The 17198-nt window shown below is 36.9% G+C and carries 5 protein-coding genes and 1 pseudogene; all 6 read right to left on the reverse strand.

Features of this window, described 5'->3' with window-relative positions:
* Positions 1-16: 16 nt before the first annotated feature.
* The 6 genes and pseudogenes from P3L40_RS04570 to P3L40_RS04640 all read right to left on the reverse strand — a co-directional run bounded on the left by P3L40_RS04570 (position 17) and on the right by P3L40_RS04640 (position 17189).
* The gene (locus P3L40_RS04570; protein WP_004239723.1) at positions 17-790 is read right to left on the reverse strand and encodes a thioesterase II family protein; all 774 of its coding nucleotides are present in this window, start codon (positions 788-790) and stop codon (positions 17-19) included.
* Complete coding sequence (locus P3L40_RS04575) at positions 790-1878, reverse strand: Gfo/Idh/MocA family oxidoreductase (RefSeq protein ID WP_000801189.1); 1089 nt, start codon at positions 1876-1878, stop codon at positions 790-792. The genes P3L40_RS04570 and P3L40_RS04575 overlap by 1 nt, the downstream gene beginning before the upstream one ends.
* Positions 1878-11081: pseudogene (locus tag P3L40_RS25110) on the reverse strand (SDR family NAD(P)-dependent oxidoreductase). The gene P3L40_RS04575 and the pseudogene P3L40_RS25110 overlap by 1 nt, the downstream one beginning before the upstream one ends.
* A 2-nt stretch (positions 11082-11083) precedes the next feature.
* Positions 11084-11632, reverse strand: a complete 549-nt coding sequence (locus P3L40_RS04630) for an acyl carrier protein (protein WP_316928020.1) — start codon at positions 11630-11632, stop codon at positions 11084-11086.
* A gap of 627 nt (positions 11633-12259) precedes the next feature.
* Complete coding sequence (locus tag P3L40_RS04635) at positions 12260-14041, reverse strand: condensation domain-containing protein (RefSeq protein ID WP_316928021.1); 1782 nt, start codon at positions 14039-14041, stop codon at positions 12260-12262.
* Between the two features lie 37 nt (positions 14042-14078).
* Positions 14079-17189 (reverse strand): amino acid adenylation domain-containing protein, encoded by a 3111-nt coding sequence (locus P3L40_RS04640; protein ID WP_316928022.1) that lies wholly within the window; start codon positions 17187-17189, stop codon positions 14079-14081.
* Between the last annotated feature and the right edge of the window lie 9 nt (positions 17190-17198).

The following is a 17198-nucleotide window of genomic DNA, read 5'->3' on the forward strand; positions in this document are numbered from 1 at the left end:
ATATTACCTAATCAATTTAATCATTGATAAATTGGTGATAAAAATCAATAATAAAACGACAAAAAGTATTTGGGCGTGTAATTGGATAAAAGTGATCTCCAGCGATGCAATTAATAGTGCAATGCTTATCTATCCAATCTTGCCATGCTTCAACTTCGTTTTTATCAGCTTCACTATCATGACTACCATACATTAATAAAACAGGGGTATGAAAAAGCCGTTTAGTGCTTTTTTGAAAAAAATAACGCTCGGTAGCAAGGAAATCAGCACGTAATAATGGCATAAACTGTTTTAACAACTGTGGCTGCTTGATTAATTCAGCATCACATCCACCAATGGCAATTAATTGTTGAATAAAGTCATCATCATTTAAATCACTCAGTAATCTCCTTGCTTGAATATGAGGAGCTTGGCAGCCTGATAATATTAGTCCAGATAATTCCCAGCCATTTTTTTCTAATTGAATAGCAGTTTCAAAGGCAACTTGGGCCCCCATACTGTGACCGCAAAGTAATAATGAATTATGCCGTGGTGGATAAAATTTCTTTATTATTGTTATTAATTCATTGGCTAATAACCCAATATCATTAAAGGCTGGTTCTTTAAATCTGCAACCATGGCCAGAGTAATTAACTAATTGACAATTTAACCCTGAAATATCGGTAGATCTCCACGAGTTAAATGCACTATTACTGGCACCAGCAAATGGGCAAACCAATAGGTTAGCATTGTCTTTATTTACATTTTGCTCATTTAAAGGAGTAATATATTTGGGAGATTGTTTTATCATTATTTTCTCCGTCCACTACTTTTGGTGAAGTTCATTCGCTTAAATGGCGCAATTGTGCCATCAATGGCTTTACCTGCTGTTTGCAATGTTTTTATCCATAATTGAGATAAAGCTAATTGGTAATGGGGTTGTAAAATCATTGGTTTTTTATCATTAGGTAATTGCCAGCATTTATCTATCTCTGCCAGTAAGTAATTAATAGCTTCTGGTGCTTCACATTCCATCACATCCTGCCAACTATTTGGTGGAGTATGAAATGAATGAAACAGTGGTTCATCAAGCTCCATCGTGGCAGGAGATTGATACATGGCTTTTTTACTATCTTGGTGATGATGAATATAAAGCGCATTATTCCATTCTACTGGCCCATAACTTCCAGCGAGAGTTAAATAACCAGCTGGCCAGCCTAATATCATATGATGCATCACGAGGCTATGCTGATCAGGATCGTTAGATGACAAATGTTTTTGTAGGCATAAAAGCAAATCACCAGTAGGGTTGGATAGTCGTAGAAATTGTAGCGGGGTATTATCTTTTTCTAATGTGACTGTAATATCATTAGGGTGTAATTTCATTGCTTGGCAATATATATCTAAGGCGGAATAAATTAATTGCCTGCTTGTGATAATTTGTCCCCACACTGGTCGTTGTTGTATTTGCTGATATATCTTCTGTGTGTTTTCTATCCATAAACGTCCTGCTTTATTATGTGGATAGAGGCTGTTAACGATATAGTGGCAATGCATTTTTTCTGCTAATGATTGTAGTCTGGTAATTTCATCAGGATGTACAGGATGTTCCTGTACAACCGAGATCCCCCGTTGTAAAAATGCTTGCGCAAGTTGGCTACCTTCGCCACCAACAATGGCTGATCGCACAACAATACAAGCTAGATCTATTTTTTCAGGTAGTTGATCAAATCGAGTAAAAAGTGGAATACCGAATGCTTTAGATAATTCTCGAGAACGAGTGCTACCTTTGGAAAAAAGGCCAATAAGATGCCATTTGTCTTGAGGTTGTATAAATGCATTGAGATAAACCTCTCCAAATTTACTGCCTACAATCACCACTTTTTTTGCCGGTTTCATTAATTACCTCCTTCGGATGGATATCCGTTATTAGAAAGTTTTTGTTGCACCCACTGATCAATGATTTCGGCCAGATGTGTGCTGGTAGCGCGATCTTGCAGTATTGACCAGTGCTCCCCTGAAAAATAGTGATGTTGGGTATGTGGCGGTAATCGTTGGTACCACTCTTTTTCAGGTGATGTCCATTCTGTTGGGTGGTTGGTGGCTTCCAGCCATAAACAGGCGATATCATCAGATAATGGTAGGTCACTTTCAGGTAGGAATGACATAAGTCTTTTAGTGCATGCAAGCTGCTTATTTTCATCTGATGAACTATCTGAGTCATCATGACAAAATTTAATAAAATCATGTCGATAGACGGGATCTATTAATACTAATAATACGGAATGATTTTGTTGCGAGAGTTGTTCTGCAAGGTAACTGGCAATAAAAGCACCATATGACCAACCAATAAGAATATAAGGGCCAGTCTGTTGTGCTGTTTTTATGCTAGATAAATGTAATGATAACAATGTATCCAAATCAGTTAGTTTTGAAGCATCTGTAACTGTTAATCCCCACACTGTATTATTTAACGACTCAGCAAGAGGTAGGTAAACACCGGGATCACCATCAGAAGCATGTACCATAAAGTAGTGGTAAGGTTTTGGAGCAGATACAGCGCTTAGAGGTATCAAAGAGGAGTACTCTCGTTGAGATTGCTTTTCCTGCTCTAAATGAGCACAAAAATCGGCTAAGCATGGATAGGTAAAAATCTGTTGTAATGTTGCTGGATATCCCCGTTGATGTAATTGGCTGATCATTTTGGTTGCAATCAAACTATCTCCTCCAGAACGGAAGAAATCATTTGTACTATTGACCTCACGACCTAATAACTCAGACCATAATGCAATGATTTCATTAATCATATTGGTTGGTACATCAGGTATTGCAACAGGTTGTATCTGTTCATTTAGCTCTTGAGCGGATGATGTTGCTATGCCATTAAGGGTTGCTTCAATATTTTCACATTGGAACAACTCAAAAGAGTCGATATTCTGATCAAGAGAATGAGATAAATAATCACGTAATTTACCTAAATAAGGTTTTCCTCCACGAGTGGGAGAGGCTAAAAAGAGTGTTTGTCGCAAAGATGAGGAATCTGTTTGGGGCCATTGACCAATAGTTTCAAAACCAGTATTGATTAAAATATCATGCCAACTTTCACTATCAAGCATCGCTTTATTCGTCAATATACGCTTATCTTGATATGCACTTAATCCCTCAATAAAGCCAACAGTCGCCATTTGCATAGCACTTTGACACTCGGTTGCTTCGATAAATAATAAATAGCCTTGAGGTTTTAACAGGCTTCTAATCCGTTTTAGTGCGTGGCCGATATGTGATGCATCATGTAATACATTAGATGCAATGATCAGATCATAGCCATTATCTGGATGATGAGAAAATTGTATTGGTGCATTAATATCAAAGAGTTGATAGCGCATTTCTCCTACAGCAGTGAATTTTTTTCGCGCTTTATCAAGGAAGTAATGTGATATATCAGTAAAGGTGTATGAGTAATGCGTATTCTTAAGTACTGCGACTATACCTTGAGTGGTAGCTCCTGTACCTGCCCCTATTTCTAAAATATTGAGTGAAGATGTTGCACCAACCATTGCACTAACAATATCTTTTGCACATTGATTTAAATAATTTAGTGCAGGGTGTTTGGCGTATAGTGCTGTGGTAATTTCATCTGAATTAAAAAGTAGTGAAAGAGGAGAAACCTTACCACTAAAGAGTAATTCATGTTGGGTTAGTGATTGTTCAAGGTAATCCCAAAGTACATATTCCCAATCATTAACAGGTTGTTGAAATACTGGGGCAGATAAACATAAGTTAATAAACTGTGTTGTGGCATAAAACTGATCACCCTCTTTGGTTAATAAGTGATGCAGGCATAATAAATCTAGCCACTGACTAAGTAGCCTCTCATACTGAGGCTTTGCTTTTAAACGAGCCACTATTTCAGCTAGGGTGATTGGTGTGTTTAGCTCGGTAAAAAGAGCATTTCGATACAGTGTGTGACATATGCCATACCGTGCTCGTTCCTCAAATCGTTGCCAACTCTTTTCAATAATGTCACTGAGTGAAGCTGATGGCGAAAGTAAATTAGGTAACCAATTGGGCTGTTTAATAACGGATAGTGGAATATCAGAAGAGGCTTCAAACAGTAATTGTAGAGGAGGCTCTACTTTCGTATCGTCTTTTACCATTACCATAGCATGAGCACGTTTGATTTGCGGATGATTTTCCAATGTTTGCTCGAGTTGTTGATAGCGTGATTGGAGGTGATTATCTATTGCTAAATGTTGATATGAAGGAAGTTGCGCAATAATCTTATCAACTGATTGATTATTATCTTCATCTTGGCATAATTGAGTGATCAAGCTTTGATAATCAGAGAACATCATTGTTAATAAACCGTCAGCAAAGATGTCATCCATGCAGAACCAATTTAATGTTAGCCCCTCTTTTCCTTCCATTACTTGGTGATCTAACCAAACTTGAGGTGTTTGCGCGAAGCTATATACGGGTTGGCCGAAAAGCTGATTTAATGCTTCATCAATATTGTCACCATCTAGTGTCATACCTAACATGCTAGTAAATACAATAGGTAACAGAGATTGGCTACTATCCCCTTTATAGCGTCCCCATTCACGTAAAATCTCTACACCATTTACTTGGGACTTACTTAAATGTTGCCAAAGTCTGCGCTGTATTTTTGCCATTGACTCATTTAATGTACAGTCGTTATCTAGATAAATATCTATAGGGAGTACAGAGGTAAAATCACCAATAAGTTGTGTAACATCTGGGTGCCATGGTTGACGATTAAAGAAAGTTAAGTTTAGTGTAAAGGCTGGGTATTTTGTCCAGCGACCTAAAACTAAAGCAAAAAGTGTTAAAAGCCCTGCTGATGGTGTAATACCATGCTTTTTCCACCTCTGTTTTAATTTGTCCCATTGCGCTATAGAAACATGATGTTGGAAAGTCGTAAAACGAGGTTGTTCAGTAATGGATGAATTCTTTATCGGTAAATATGGGGCAGAAGGTAAATCAGATAATAGATCCTGCCAGTAACACCATGCCATTTTCCACTCATCACTGTTACGATTTGTTTGATTTTTTAAGCAGTAGTCGCGGAAGGTAAATGTTTGTGGTATTAATTCTTGTCCTGAATAGGCGTTAAATAGATCATCAAACAGAATTTTAAAGCTCATGGTATCAAACTGCAGTAAATCTAGATTGATATGTAATCTGTAACAATCGTTATTTAGCCAAGAAATTTCAACTTCAAATAATGGCCATGACTCAGTCGGTAATACCCGATAAGAAAGGGCTTCCCTTATCTGTGTTAGGCTCTCTTGTTGCTCTTGTTGGGTTAAATTTGTTAGGTCATGTTGAATAAAATGAAAATAAGGAACTTCTTTTAAGATACGTTGTTGTCCATCATCATCTATGATCATTCTCAACATATCATGACGCTGAATAACTTTATTCCAAGCTTTTTCAAGTGAGGCCGGCTCCCATATATGGCGTTGACAATCCCATTCAAAAATTGCATGGCAAGCAACGCCTCCGTAGTTAAAGAGGTTTTTACGTCCGATCCAATAGGCGTGTTGAATTGGTGTTAATGGAAATGGGGCATATCGTTCTGACTCCATTGTGTGGGAAATGTTGTCTTGATTATGGAGTGCTTCTGTCACAGTAAATTTCTCAGGTGCTGCGGTTCGAATAACTGAGGCTAAACCAGCAATAGTCATATCATCATAAGATTGTTCAGCGTCAATATTGACCGCAAACTGTTTCTTAATTTCCGCACTGAGATCGAGGAAAGAGAGAGAATCTAGTCCTAATTGGAATAGTTCAATGTGAGTATCAATATGTTCATCACCAAGACGCAACAGTTGTTTGATGCATGCTGTTAGCCACTGTTCTAAGTTATCACCAACGCGATAATCAACCCTGTTAGGGCTTACCGGCTCTGTTTGATCCGTTTGAGTTGGGGTTTCACAAAGCTGGCGAGTGTGATTAATTTCATGGTTATCATAATGATCATTATGATTAGTCTGATGAAATAAAGGCGTTTTTTGTGTCATTAAAGGTGGAGTCGCTAAGCGCATTGCAAGGCGACAAGAGGTATTATCTAGCAGACAAGCATCTAAATGTGCCAGTCCTTCCTCAGTAGTAAGCGTACTCATACCTTTGTGTTGTAATTTATCATGGAGTTGTTTTTCTGCCACAAAGCCAACACTTTGCCATGCCCCCCAAGCGATAGAAATGACGGTTAATCCCTTGATATTGCGACGTGCATATTCAGCTAATCCATCTAAATATCCACAAGCGAGGGAATGAGCTGCTTGTCCTTCAGAGCCTATAGTTGCAGCGGCAGAGGAGTATAAAATAAGGTAACTGGCATCTGTTTTTTCTAAAGCATCACAAAATTGCTTGGCAGATATCGCTTTAACAGAAAATACGTCAGACATACGCTTAGGGGTGAGTTGTGTCATAAGTGCATCATCCAAAATACCTGCACTGTGTATAAGCCCCTCAATGCCACCTTCATTTTCAAGCTGAGTGAGTGCTGCATGACATTGAGCGTTATCACGACAATCACATGTTAGCCATTTTATTTCTAGCTGGTTAGATTTCTGTAAGTTATTCATCCAATCTAATGCGCTGCTATCAGCTCGTGGTGCCAAAATAGCGATACGTTTAGCACCTTGCCTTACTAACCAACTTGCTGTAATTCGACCTAAGCCTCCAAAACCACCAGTAATAATATGCCAGCGCGGGGATACCATGATGTTCTGCGCTATGATCGTAGAAGATGAGGGCAGTGGGGTTAATTGTGGTAAGTAGCAGCAATGGTTACGAACAATAATTTCATTATTACCTTGTTCTATTTGTATAAAAGCAGGAACTAATTCAGACCATGAGGCATTTATACCTAAATCAACAATGGCAATTAACCTTGAGCTATATTCTTTTTGAATAGTTTTTAATAAACTTCGAATACTACGTTGTGCTGGATTAACCGTTTCTATGGCAGTTAATGCCCAGGCTTGTTGCGTGATAACAACAAACCCATCAGACGATGACAGTAATATTTGGCGGATCTGCTCGGCGATAATTAAAGGATCTGCAAGGTTGGCAACGATTAATTGATTTTCGCCCTGTTCAGAAAGACATCCAATAGCGGATAAAATAGCTGTGATTTCAGAAGGCAATGTTTGTTGATGGTTAAATATTAATGTTGGCTTGATAAGATCTTGTTCCACACAAGGTGTTAATTGCCATTGGTAGTGTGAACTTTGTTGTATCTTGGTGTCACTAGGTAACTCTTGATCAAAGTGATCGTTTCTGTCGAAACACTGGCGAGAATAATATGTTTTTCACACACACATATCTTTGGTTTCTGGTAATGCATCAGGTAACCAGCGAATATGTTGAAATCCTGCTAAGCGACACTGTTGATGCCATAATTCTGGTGATAAAAATAGTTTTCCTTTACGGATCTTTTCATCATGGAGGGGTAACACCAGTGGGCCAAAAACAAAATCAAATAAGCGAGCTTGTTTGGTTATTTCGCGCATAAGCAAATGACCATTGGAACGCAGTAAAGTACGAAGAGCAGTTAATGTATCTCCAATATGTTGAGTGGCATGAATAACATTAGCAGCAATAATAATGTCATAATAATCAGATTGAAAACCTTGTATTTCAGGGGATTGTTGTAAATTGAACTCTCGATAGTTAACAAATGAATATGACTAAATTTTTGTGCGGCACGTCGGGTGAAGATAGGTGAAATATCGGTAAATTCGTATTCAACATGTTGTATGTTGATAAAATAGGTAGCAGCCAAGAGGTGGTTCCTCCCGTGCCACCACCGACTTCAATAATTCGCAAAGGCTTAGCCCAGTGGGCTGGTAGTGAGAAAGTAATCCTTTAAGTACCGCGGCAGCAATTTGGTTAAAATAACGACCAAAACTAAAATCTTGATAGAGAACTTCAACACCTTGAGATGCACCTTCAGGAAAGATCACTGAAACAGGTTCAATCACGCCTGTCATCATATCGTAGAGTTGCTCTCCTGCTCGCTTGACGGTGTCAGGAATAGATTGAAGACCTTCGCTATCTAATTGTAATTGATGGAATAATAATGGTAATTTATCACTAGAAATAGATTTATTTTTTTATAGTAGTTGTGCTGATTTATTGTTGGTAAATAAATATCCATCCTCAACACAGGCTCTAATAAACGTACTAATAATTGATAATAGCGGGGTAAAATGCGTCCTGCTCGCATAATATCGATTACAGACATGGGGGTATTCAACTCATGGCCTAAACACGAGCATATCATTTTATCGACGTAATAATTATGTAAAGTGGTAAGTGTTGAATTAAATGAGTTTAAACGAGGAAGATCGAGTGTTGTAAGCGCTTTTAATGCCGTTTCACGACCTTGGCTAATAGGTAAATCAAATGCGCTTTTTTGTGGTTGATATTTTTCACTATCCTTTTTTCATACCAATAATATTGTTTTTCAAAGGGATAGAGAGGTAATGGTATATAACTTCCTTGAGTTTTAAACAGTGACTGCCATGGTAAATCATAGCCTGCAATAAATAGGGTTGTTGCAGCCTGTTGTTTCATCTGAATTTCATCAAACTCCCATTCTGGCAGTTGGTATCCAACTAATCTCAGTAATGCCTTCACGTTCACCAAGATCACTTAATACAGAAGTTGGTCCTAATTCTATAGCATGGGTGACACCATGATTGACTAACGTTTGTTTTGCATCTTGATACATAACTGTATTGCGTAGTTTGCTGAGCCCAATATGATGGATGTTGAAGTTCTTTTTGAGAAATTAATTGCCCTGTATAGCCTGAGACTAAGGCTATTTTTCCTTGTGAGGCTGATAATGACTCAGTAAATTCCATCAATTGATCAAGAATATTATCAATATAAGAGGTATGAGCAGCACACACGTTATTCATTTCTCTAAATCGAATATTCTTTGCTTTCAATATTTGAGTAAACTTTTGCATATCATCGGGTTGCCCCGCGAATGATAAGTTGTTATGGCCATTAATTGCAGCTAATTCAACATGACATGTTTAGCAATGATTTGAATATCTTGATATTCTGCAAATACAGCAATCATTTCACCATTAACATGACTTTCCATTAATTGTCCACTATATACAGCAAGTGGCATCATTTGTTCGATTGTATAGAAACCAGCGATAACGGCTGCGGCATATTCTCCGCAAGAATGACCTACAATTATTTCAGGTAAAATACCGATTGCTCGCCAATGTGCTGCCATTGCGATTTCATAGGCGACAATAGCCGCTTGAATATAACTGGCATTAACAAGTTTATCGCTATGTAGGCCAAACATGACTTCTTTTAACGGAAATGTTAAGTGTTGCAGGCATGCTTGCTCACAACGATCGATTGTTTCGGCAAATGTTGTTGAATGTTGGTACATCACTTTACCCATAGCAGGATATTGTGATCCCATACCAGAAAATAGCCACGCTATTTTCTTATTTGTTGATGTATGACCATATGTATTAAAGAATCAGCACTTCCTTGAGAGAAAGCTAACAGTGAAATATCACTCTCACTTGTTAAGGGGATATAAGCGCCATGGTAAGTTGAGTTGTCTTTGCTGTAATGCATTATGAGCCAGAATGTTTGCTGGGGTAATTTTTATTAATGGTGCATAATCACCAGCAAGTTTTTTTAGACTCTCTTTTGTGGCGGCACTAAGCAATAATGAGTATTCAAAATTATTGTCTACCTCTTGTTCAGGTTTGATTGATACTAATGAGTCAGGCAATGATTGCACAATGATATGACAGTTTGTTCCACCAATACCAAATGAAGAAACACCAGCAGTTCGTATTCTGCTAGACCAAGCTTTAGGGTTTTTAGGAATGTAGAACGGGCTTTTTTCTATTTGTAATTGAGGATTTGGGTGATTAAAATGCATAGATGGAGGAATAAGTGCTTTATTTACCGCTAATATCGTTTAATTAGGCCAGTGATACCTGCTGCTGTATCCAGATGTCCGATATTGCCTTTAACTGAGCCAATAGCGCATTTAGAAGCAGTAAGAGAGCGATCAGCGAAAACCTGACATAATGCACTAAACTCAATTGGATCACTAATGGTGTAGCTGTTGCGTGTGCTTCAATAAGTTCAATATCTTCATTTTTAATATCGGCCAGTTGTATTGCTTCTCTAATAACTGAAACTTGGCCTGCTACGGAGGGAGCTGTGAATCCCGCTTTTGATGACCATCATTATTAATGGCACTACCACGTAATACAGCAATAATTGTGTTTCCATCCACTAAGGCATCTTCAAGACGACGTAACACTACAATACCAAATCCATTACCAGCAAAAGTACCGTTTTGCCTCTGCATCAAAAGGACGACAAATACCATCTGGTGAGAAGATCATGCCTTTCTGATATAGATAACCACCGGTTTGTGGAAATGTGATACCAATTCCACCAGCAATAGCCATACTGCATTCACCAGAGCGTAAACTTTCACAAGCCATATGTACGGCAACTAAGGAGCTAGAACAAGCGGTTTGTATAGTTAATGCTGGACCAGTTAAATTTAATTTATATGCAATACGTGTTGCGAGATAGTCTTTATCATTCCCTATATAATTTTTGCATGCCACGGACATGGCCAATATTGTGCAATGCTAAATCTTGCTGGGCAGGATAGCTGCTCATTCTTGCTGAAGCAAAAACGCCTGTTTTGATGGTTATATTGCAAGGGGCATATCCAGCATGCTCTAAAGCATGCAAGCACTTGTAAAAAAATTCTTTGCTGGGGATCGATAAGTTCAGCTTCTGAGCGTGAATAATTAAATAGAGTAGCGTCAAAATATTCCGCTTCATCTAACGGCGCGCCACGATTAACAAAATCAGGTGAATGATAAGTTTGTTCAGCGACACCTGCGGCTTTTAGTCTTCTTCAGAAAAAAGACGAGCTATCGTGTTTATTAATTATGTTATGCAAAATTGATCAATATTTTGTGCATCAGGAAGCGACCAGAAAGACCAATAACAGCTATAGGTTCACTATTACCATAGAAAGTTTCAAAATTCAGCATGATTAATATCCTTTATCTACTATGAGTTCGTAGTTGTACCGTTTCTTTCTCTTGTTTTTGTGTTTGTCTCGGTCGGAATATTGCTCACATGTTGGTGAAGTGTTTTGCCAAAGCAATTGCGCTAATGTACTTAGATTTGGACTAGCGAACAGATCAGTAATTGTAATATGGCTATAGCCATTTTTTTGTAGTGCTGCATGAAGTTGAACCAATTGTAAAGAGCTGGCACCTGCTTCGAAAAAATTTGTTTCAGGTGCTAACGTATATTCCAATAACTTGCTTAACAAGTTGTTGTAGTTTTTGTATTGTCTGACCTGTTTTTTGTGTATCAGTAGATTGTTTATAATGTGTGTTTTGATTATTTTGGCATTGAAAACTGGGGTGATGACGAGATTATTGCATCTTGGTATAAGTTTATTTAGTGGCAATTGCCAAGATTGTGGTTCAGTAGCCAGTTTAGTGAGTATATGTTCATATTGCTGGAACATGGAAAAAAATGGTTGTGTAGTCAAATATTGTTCGACAAAATCCCAGTTTAAATATAATTTCACCGTCTGACTCATATACTTGATGATCTAGCCATGTTTGTGGTGTTTGTGATATTCCCCAAACAGGTTTTAGCCATGAATGATGAGAAAGAAAACCTTCTTCATGTTTATAGCCAATGCACAGTAAAAACGACGGTATCTATATATGAGACATCTGTCGTTGAATTGCCATTTCACGCATTACTTTGATGGCTGAAACACTACGATGTTGCATATCTTTATGTAAACGTTTTGCATCTTGAGATACTGTTTGACCAAAGATCACAGGTATACCAATCGAGTAATTGTAATGAGGTAAAATCACAAGTACTTCATTTATTTGAGGATGTACAGGATGCCGATTAAATAATGTCAAATAATTGTTAACTCAGGGCTTTTACTCCATGCGGATAATGTGGCGCAATAAGCAGCAATCAAAAGTGCTGCTGGCGTAAATTATTTTGCTGAGCAACTTGTTGTAGTGCTTGCCAAACAGAAGTAGATAATGATGTTTGTAAACGCGAGAAGCGAGGTTGCACAATCTGTGCTGGATCTTTTATTAGTGGCAATTGTGGGGCTGGTGGTAATTGTGGTAAACGCGTTAACCAATATTCCCAATCATTTTGTGTGTTAATCGGATAGGCATCACAATCAATTATAATCTCGAAAAGTAATATCTAGAGGGATAAATTGGTGATTTGGCTCCATATACAGTGTTTTTAGCTCACTGAAAAATATCTGCATACTCATTCCATCAAGGAATAAGTTATCAAGGCTAATAAAAATATGATCTGGTTGTTCTTTGGTCTTGATAACTTGAATAGTAAATAAAGGCCAAATTTCTGGATCATAAACAATGTTAGCAAGTTGAGCTCGTAATACTAGAAAAGCGTCACTTTTTTCTGTAGGGATATAATGCGTTTTAACGGAATAATAAGGAACTTTTTTAAGTACTTGTTGTTGTCCATTAATAATGACACCACGTAACATATCATGACGAGAAATCAACTGATTAATTGTACGTTCTAATTTAGGTACATCTAAATTTTCCGCTATAAAATGGACAAAAAAATGTGTACCAACACCCCCAAGTGTAAAATTATTTTGCCGTCCAACTAAGTAAGCTTGCTGAATATCAGTGAGTGGAAATGGATTGTATCTATACGCCTCGTTATGTGAAATTGCTGGCTGTTTTTCGAAAACTTCGCTCTGCTTTATATTTTGTGCAAAATCAGAAAGGATCGGATAAGCAAAGATATGCTCCAGTTCAACTTGGTAGCCAATATGGTTTAAATCAGAGATCAATCGAATAGCAACTAGGCTATCTCCCCCTTCACGAAAGAAATGACTGTGACGGTGTATCTTGTTGGTGCCAAGGAGCTTTTGCCATATTGTTATGATGATCTGTTCTTTACCATTGATAGGTTGTTGATTTAGGTATTCTTCTTGGTATTCCTGACAATACAATTTTAATGATTGGTTATCTATTTTGCCATTTGCGGTTAAGGGGAACTCAGTTAGAAAATAAATATGTTTTGGGATCATATAGTCTGGTAAAAATTGGCGCAAATCATGCTCTAGCTTATTTTTATCTGGTAAATAAATTTTTTCTGGTGCTTGGTATAACTGTGTCAATATTTCGCCGTTAACTCCTTCACTTTTATAAGTCGCAGTAGAAGCGCTAAAGATATCTTTGCATTTTTTTGCTGTTAATAATTCATCAGCAGGATCACTACCATTTTGTTGTAATAAAGAGATGCTTATCAGTGATTGTGCAGGGGCATGTAACACTTCTTGTATAAAAATCATTCCACTCGGAGCACAGAGTGAAACGAATTTTTGTATCTCTTTTTGTGGGCTGTCTAATCGATGAAGATAATTGTTCATCCAAATGATATCTGCACTATATCGATTTTTATGAAGAAATACTTCTGTAAGAGGCTCAGCATAACTATTTTGATAATCTGATAAATTTTGGTTAGCTTGCGTTACCATTGAAAGAGACTCATCAGTTAGCAGTAGGGTAACCATATTAGTGGGTAATCGTTGCAGAATATAATTTGCTGAAATACCGCTTCTAGCACCTAATTGAATGATTTTTATTGGCCTTTTTAGTGAATGATGAAGTTCTCTTATTTGTTGTAGTAAATTTTCTAAGGAGTAGTGCATTCCATCAATACGCATAGTGACTTGTTCTGGTGACCAATAGGGATCATCAAATAGTGTTAGAGCTGATTTTTTACCTTTGAGTATGTCTGTTAAATTGTTTTTGTGGCGCTGCAAATTTTCTATTAGCGTTCGCTGGGTACTATTAGTTGGGGGGGAATTGAGTGTAGTTTGTGGATATTGTGCTATTAAATTTAGCCAATTAGCCATTAATGACTGATAGCTAGCGATAATGCTATGGTCATCTGCTGATTTTTTTTCTGACAAGAGGTTGTCGAAATCAATATTTTGTTCAGTAAGATAATCATATAAAAATCCAGCTATGATTGCCGTTTCTTGGGATTGTTGTTGTACATTTATTGGGGTTGAGCGCAGATAGTAGGGGAGAAAAGGTGCTATTTGAACTGATAATATCCTGGTAATTACCCGAATTTAGTATCACAAAAGAGTGTAATGCTTTTTCTTTATTACCATTACCAAGGCATAGTGTAATCGCATTTTGCACACCCTGAAGCTTATTGAATGCAGCATCAATTTCCCCTGGTTCTATACGGTATCCGCCAATCTTAACTTGGCGGTCACGTCTTCCTAAAAATTCAAGTATACCGCCAGGGAGATATCTTCCCATATCACCTGTTTTATACCAATTTTCACCATTTTGTTTTACAAACTGTTGTGCTGTTTTTTCGGGATCGTTTAGGTAGCCTAACGCAACGCCTGCACCACCAATCCAAAGTTCTCCTGATACCCAATCAGGGCAATCTTCTCCTCTAGCATTAACAATACGATAACGTTGGTTGGATAAAGGATATCCATAAGGTATCGAGCTCCAGGATGGGTCTAATGTTGTGACATTAAAATAGTTAGACCAAATAGCGGCTTCTGTGGCACCTCCCATGGCGACTATTTGTCCATCAGGGCAGAAATTATAGTAACGTGTCGGGAGATCAAGCCCAATCCAATCTCCAGAGAGATAGATTAATAGCAGCGATTGTGGAATGGATGACCCTATTCCTTCTGCATAGGTTAGTAACATATCAAACAGTGCAGGTACGCTGTTCCAAAGTGTTATTTTATGTTGGTTAATAAGTCGTAACCATGCATCAGGATTACGGCGCTCATCTTCTTTAACTAATACAAGAGTCCCTCCGGCATTTAAAACACCGAAAATATCATAAACAGACAGATCAAAATGTAGTGCTGATATGGCAAGTACCCGATCTTTGTCTGAAATGTTATATCGCCGATTGAGATCAAGGCAGGTATTCATTGCGCTGGCATGGGATACAACAACACCTTTAGGCTCTCCAGTAGAACCTGAAGTATAAATAACATAAGCTGCTTGATGAGGAGATATATCTATATTGTGTAGTGGTTTATTCTCGGAGGGTTGAACTTTTTGCCAAACAATCCTGTTACAAAATGTAGCATAGATTGAATAGGATGGATCGCTATCAGATACGATGAGTAATGAAAGCTGAGCATTTTTAGCAATGCGGTTTATACGTTCTTCTGGTTGTAGTACATCAATCGGAACATAAGTTCCCCCCATTAATAAAATAGCCAGAACGCTAATGATTTGCCCTACTCCTTTTGGCATACATACACCAATTCTGTCTTCTGGTTTATAACCTTGTTGTATTATTTGATCACTGAGTATTGTTGCTTTAGATAATAATTTTTTGTAGCTCCATTCCTGAGAGTCGATATCAATGACAGCAATTTTTGATGAATTTGAATAATTATGGAAAATAGACTTATGCAGTGTATGTGGTAATAGTGAATTATCTTTTTTGATAACTGATATTCTATTTTTTAATTGTTTTTTAGGAATTAAATCAGGTTGGGTTTCAATCCAGGCATTAGGATCGTTGGCAAGTTGGCGTATACGAGAAATATAAACATCAAATATTGTTGTTATAACATCATTCCGGAACAAGTCATTGTTATAATCCCACTGTAAAACAATATTTCCACTTTTGTTAATTGCCATGTGATCAAGCCAAACTTGTGGGGTTTGTGATATTCCCCATCCTATAGAACCTAATACAGATTCTATATTTTTATCAATAAGTGGTTGATTAATATGGCTAGTAAAGACAACAGGACACCCATAAGGATGGGTGCCATTTTTACGAAGGTCTCTAATGATATCAATACCAGAATAATCAGAATGTTGCCAAGCTTCAATAAATGTATTTTGATTGTCTTTAGATAATGAAATTAATGGTCGATTGTCTGTTTTCATTTCTAAAAGAATGACATTAGTAAAATCAGCTATAATATTATTAACTGCAGGGGCTAATGGCTTTCTATCAAATAATGTAAAGTTGAGTAATAAGCTATTTTGGCCAGTCCATCTTGCAAGTACAGATGAGAAACAGGTTGCTAATGCAATGGAAGGTGTAATATTATTTTCTTTAGCCAAATTACTAAAGTTTTTCCATTCTTTTGAGCTAAATGTCCAGCTAAGGCGTTTAATTTTTATTTTATTTATTTTTTCTGGATCCATATATAATGGCAGAAGAGGAGAGTCTGGTAGGTTTGGGATTTTATTTTTCCAATATTGATATGCTGATTCTTTGTTTTCATACTGTTTTTTATCTTGTAAATAATGGTAAAAGTCATAGTGCTCATCTAACTGAGGCAGTATTTCTCCGCTCAATAATAAACAAAGTTCAGTAAAGAGTAATGAATAACTTGTACCATCTGCAATCAACATATCAATATTAGTACATAAACGATATCTGTTGTTAGGTAGCGATATCATGTGAAAATCAATTAACTGACCGCTTTCAACATTTAGTACCTGATGGCTTAATTTTTCCCGTAATTGTAAAAGTTTTTTCTCATACTCATCTTTTGGTAATTTACTAAAATCATGATATGTAACATATTTTCTATTTGGGTTAGGAGACCAAAATTGTGTACCCTGTTGGTGAAATACTATATTCAACATGGGATGACGTTTTGATAATAATACTAATGCTTTCTCTAAACTTTCCGGAGTAAATTTAGGGGTGCCATCAAATTCTTGATAAATTTGGCAAGCAACACCACCAAGAGTTTGTTTATTCAAACGGCCGACAAAATAGGCATGTTGTATAGGTGTAAGTGAAAACTCACCAGCATTTTTTATTGTTTTATGTGTATATATATTATCTTTTCTTTCTTTTTTATTTATATCTGATTTTTTTAATATTTTATACCATCCTTTTATTGTTGGATTTAAATACAAATCTTTTAATGTTATAGCATAACCATTTTTTTGGAAAATATATAAACATTGCATAAATCCAATTGAATCAAGACCTAATTTTATCAGATTGTCCTTATCTGAAAATTTATTTTTGTCAATGTTTATTTGCTTGGAACATAATTCTTTTATGTTATTAATATCACTTAATATTTTCATTTCTATACC

This window comes from Providencia sp. PROV040, from assembly GCF_032706145.1.
Taxonomy (GTDB): domain Bacteria; phylum Pseudomonadota; class Gammaproteobacteria; order Enterobacterales; family Enterobacteriaceae; genus Providencia; species Providencia hangzhouensis.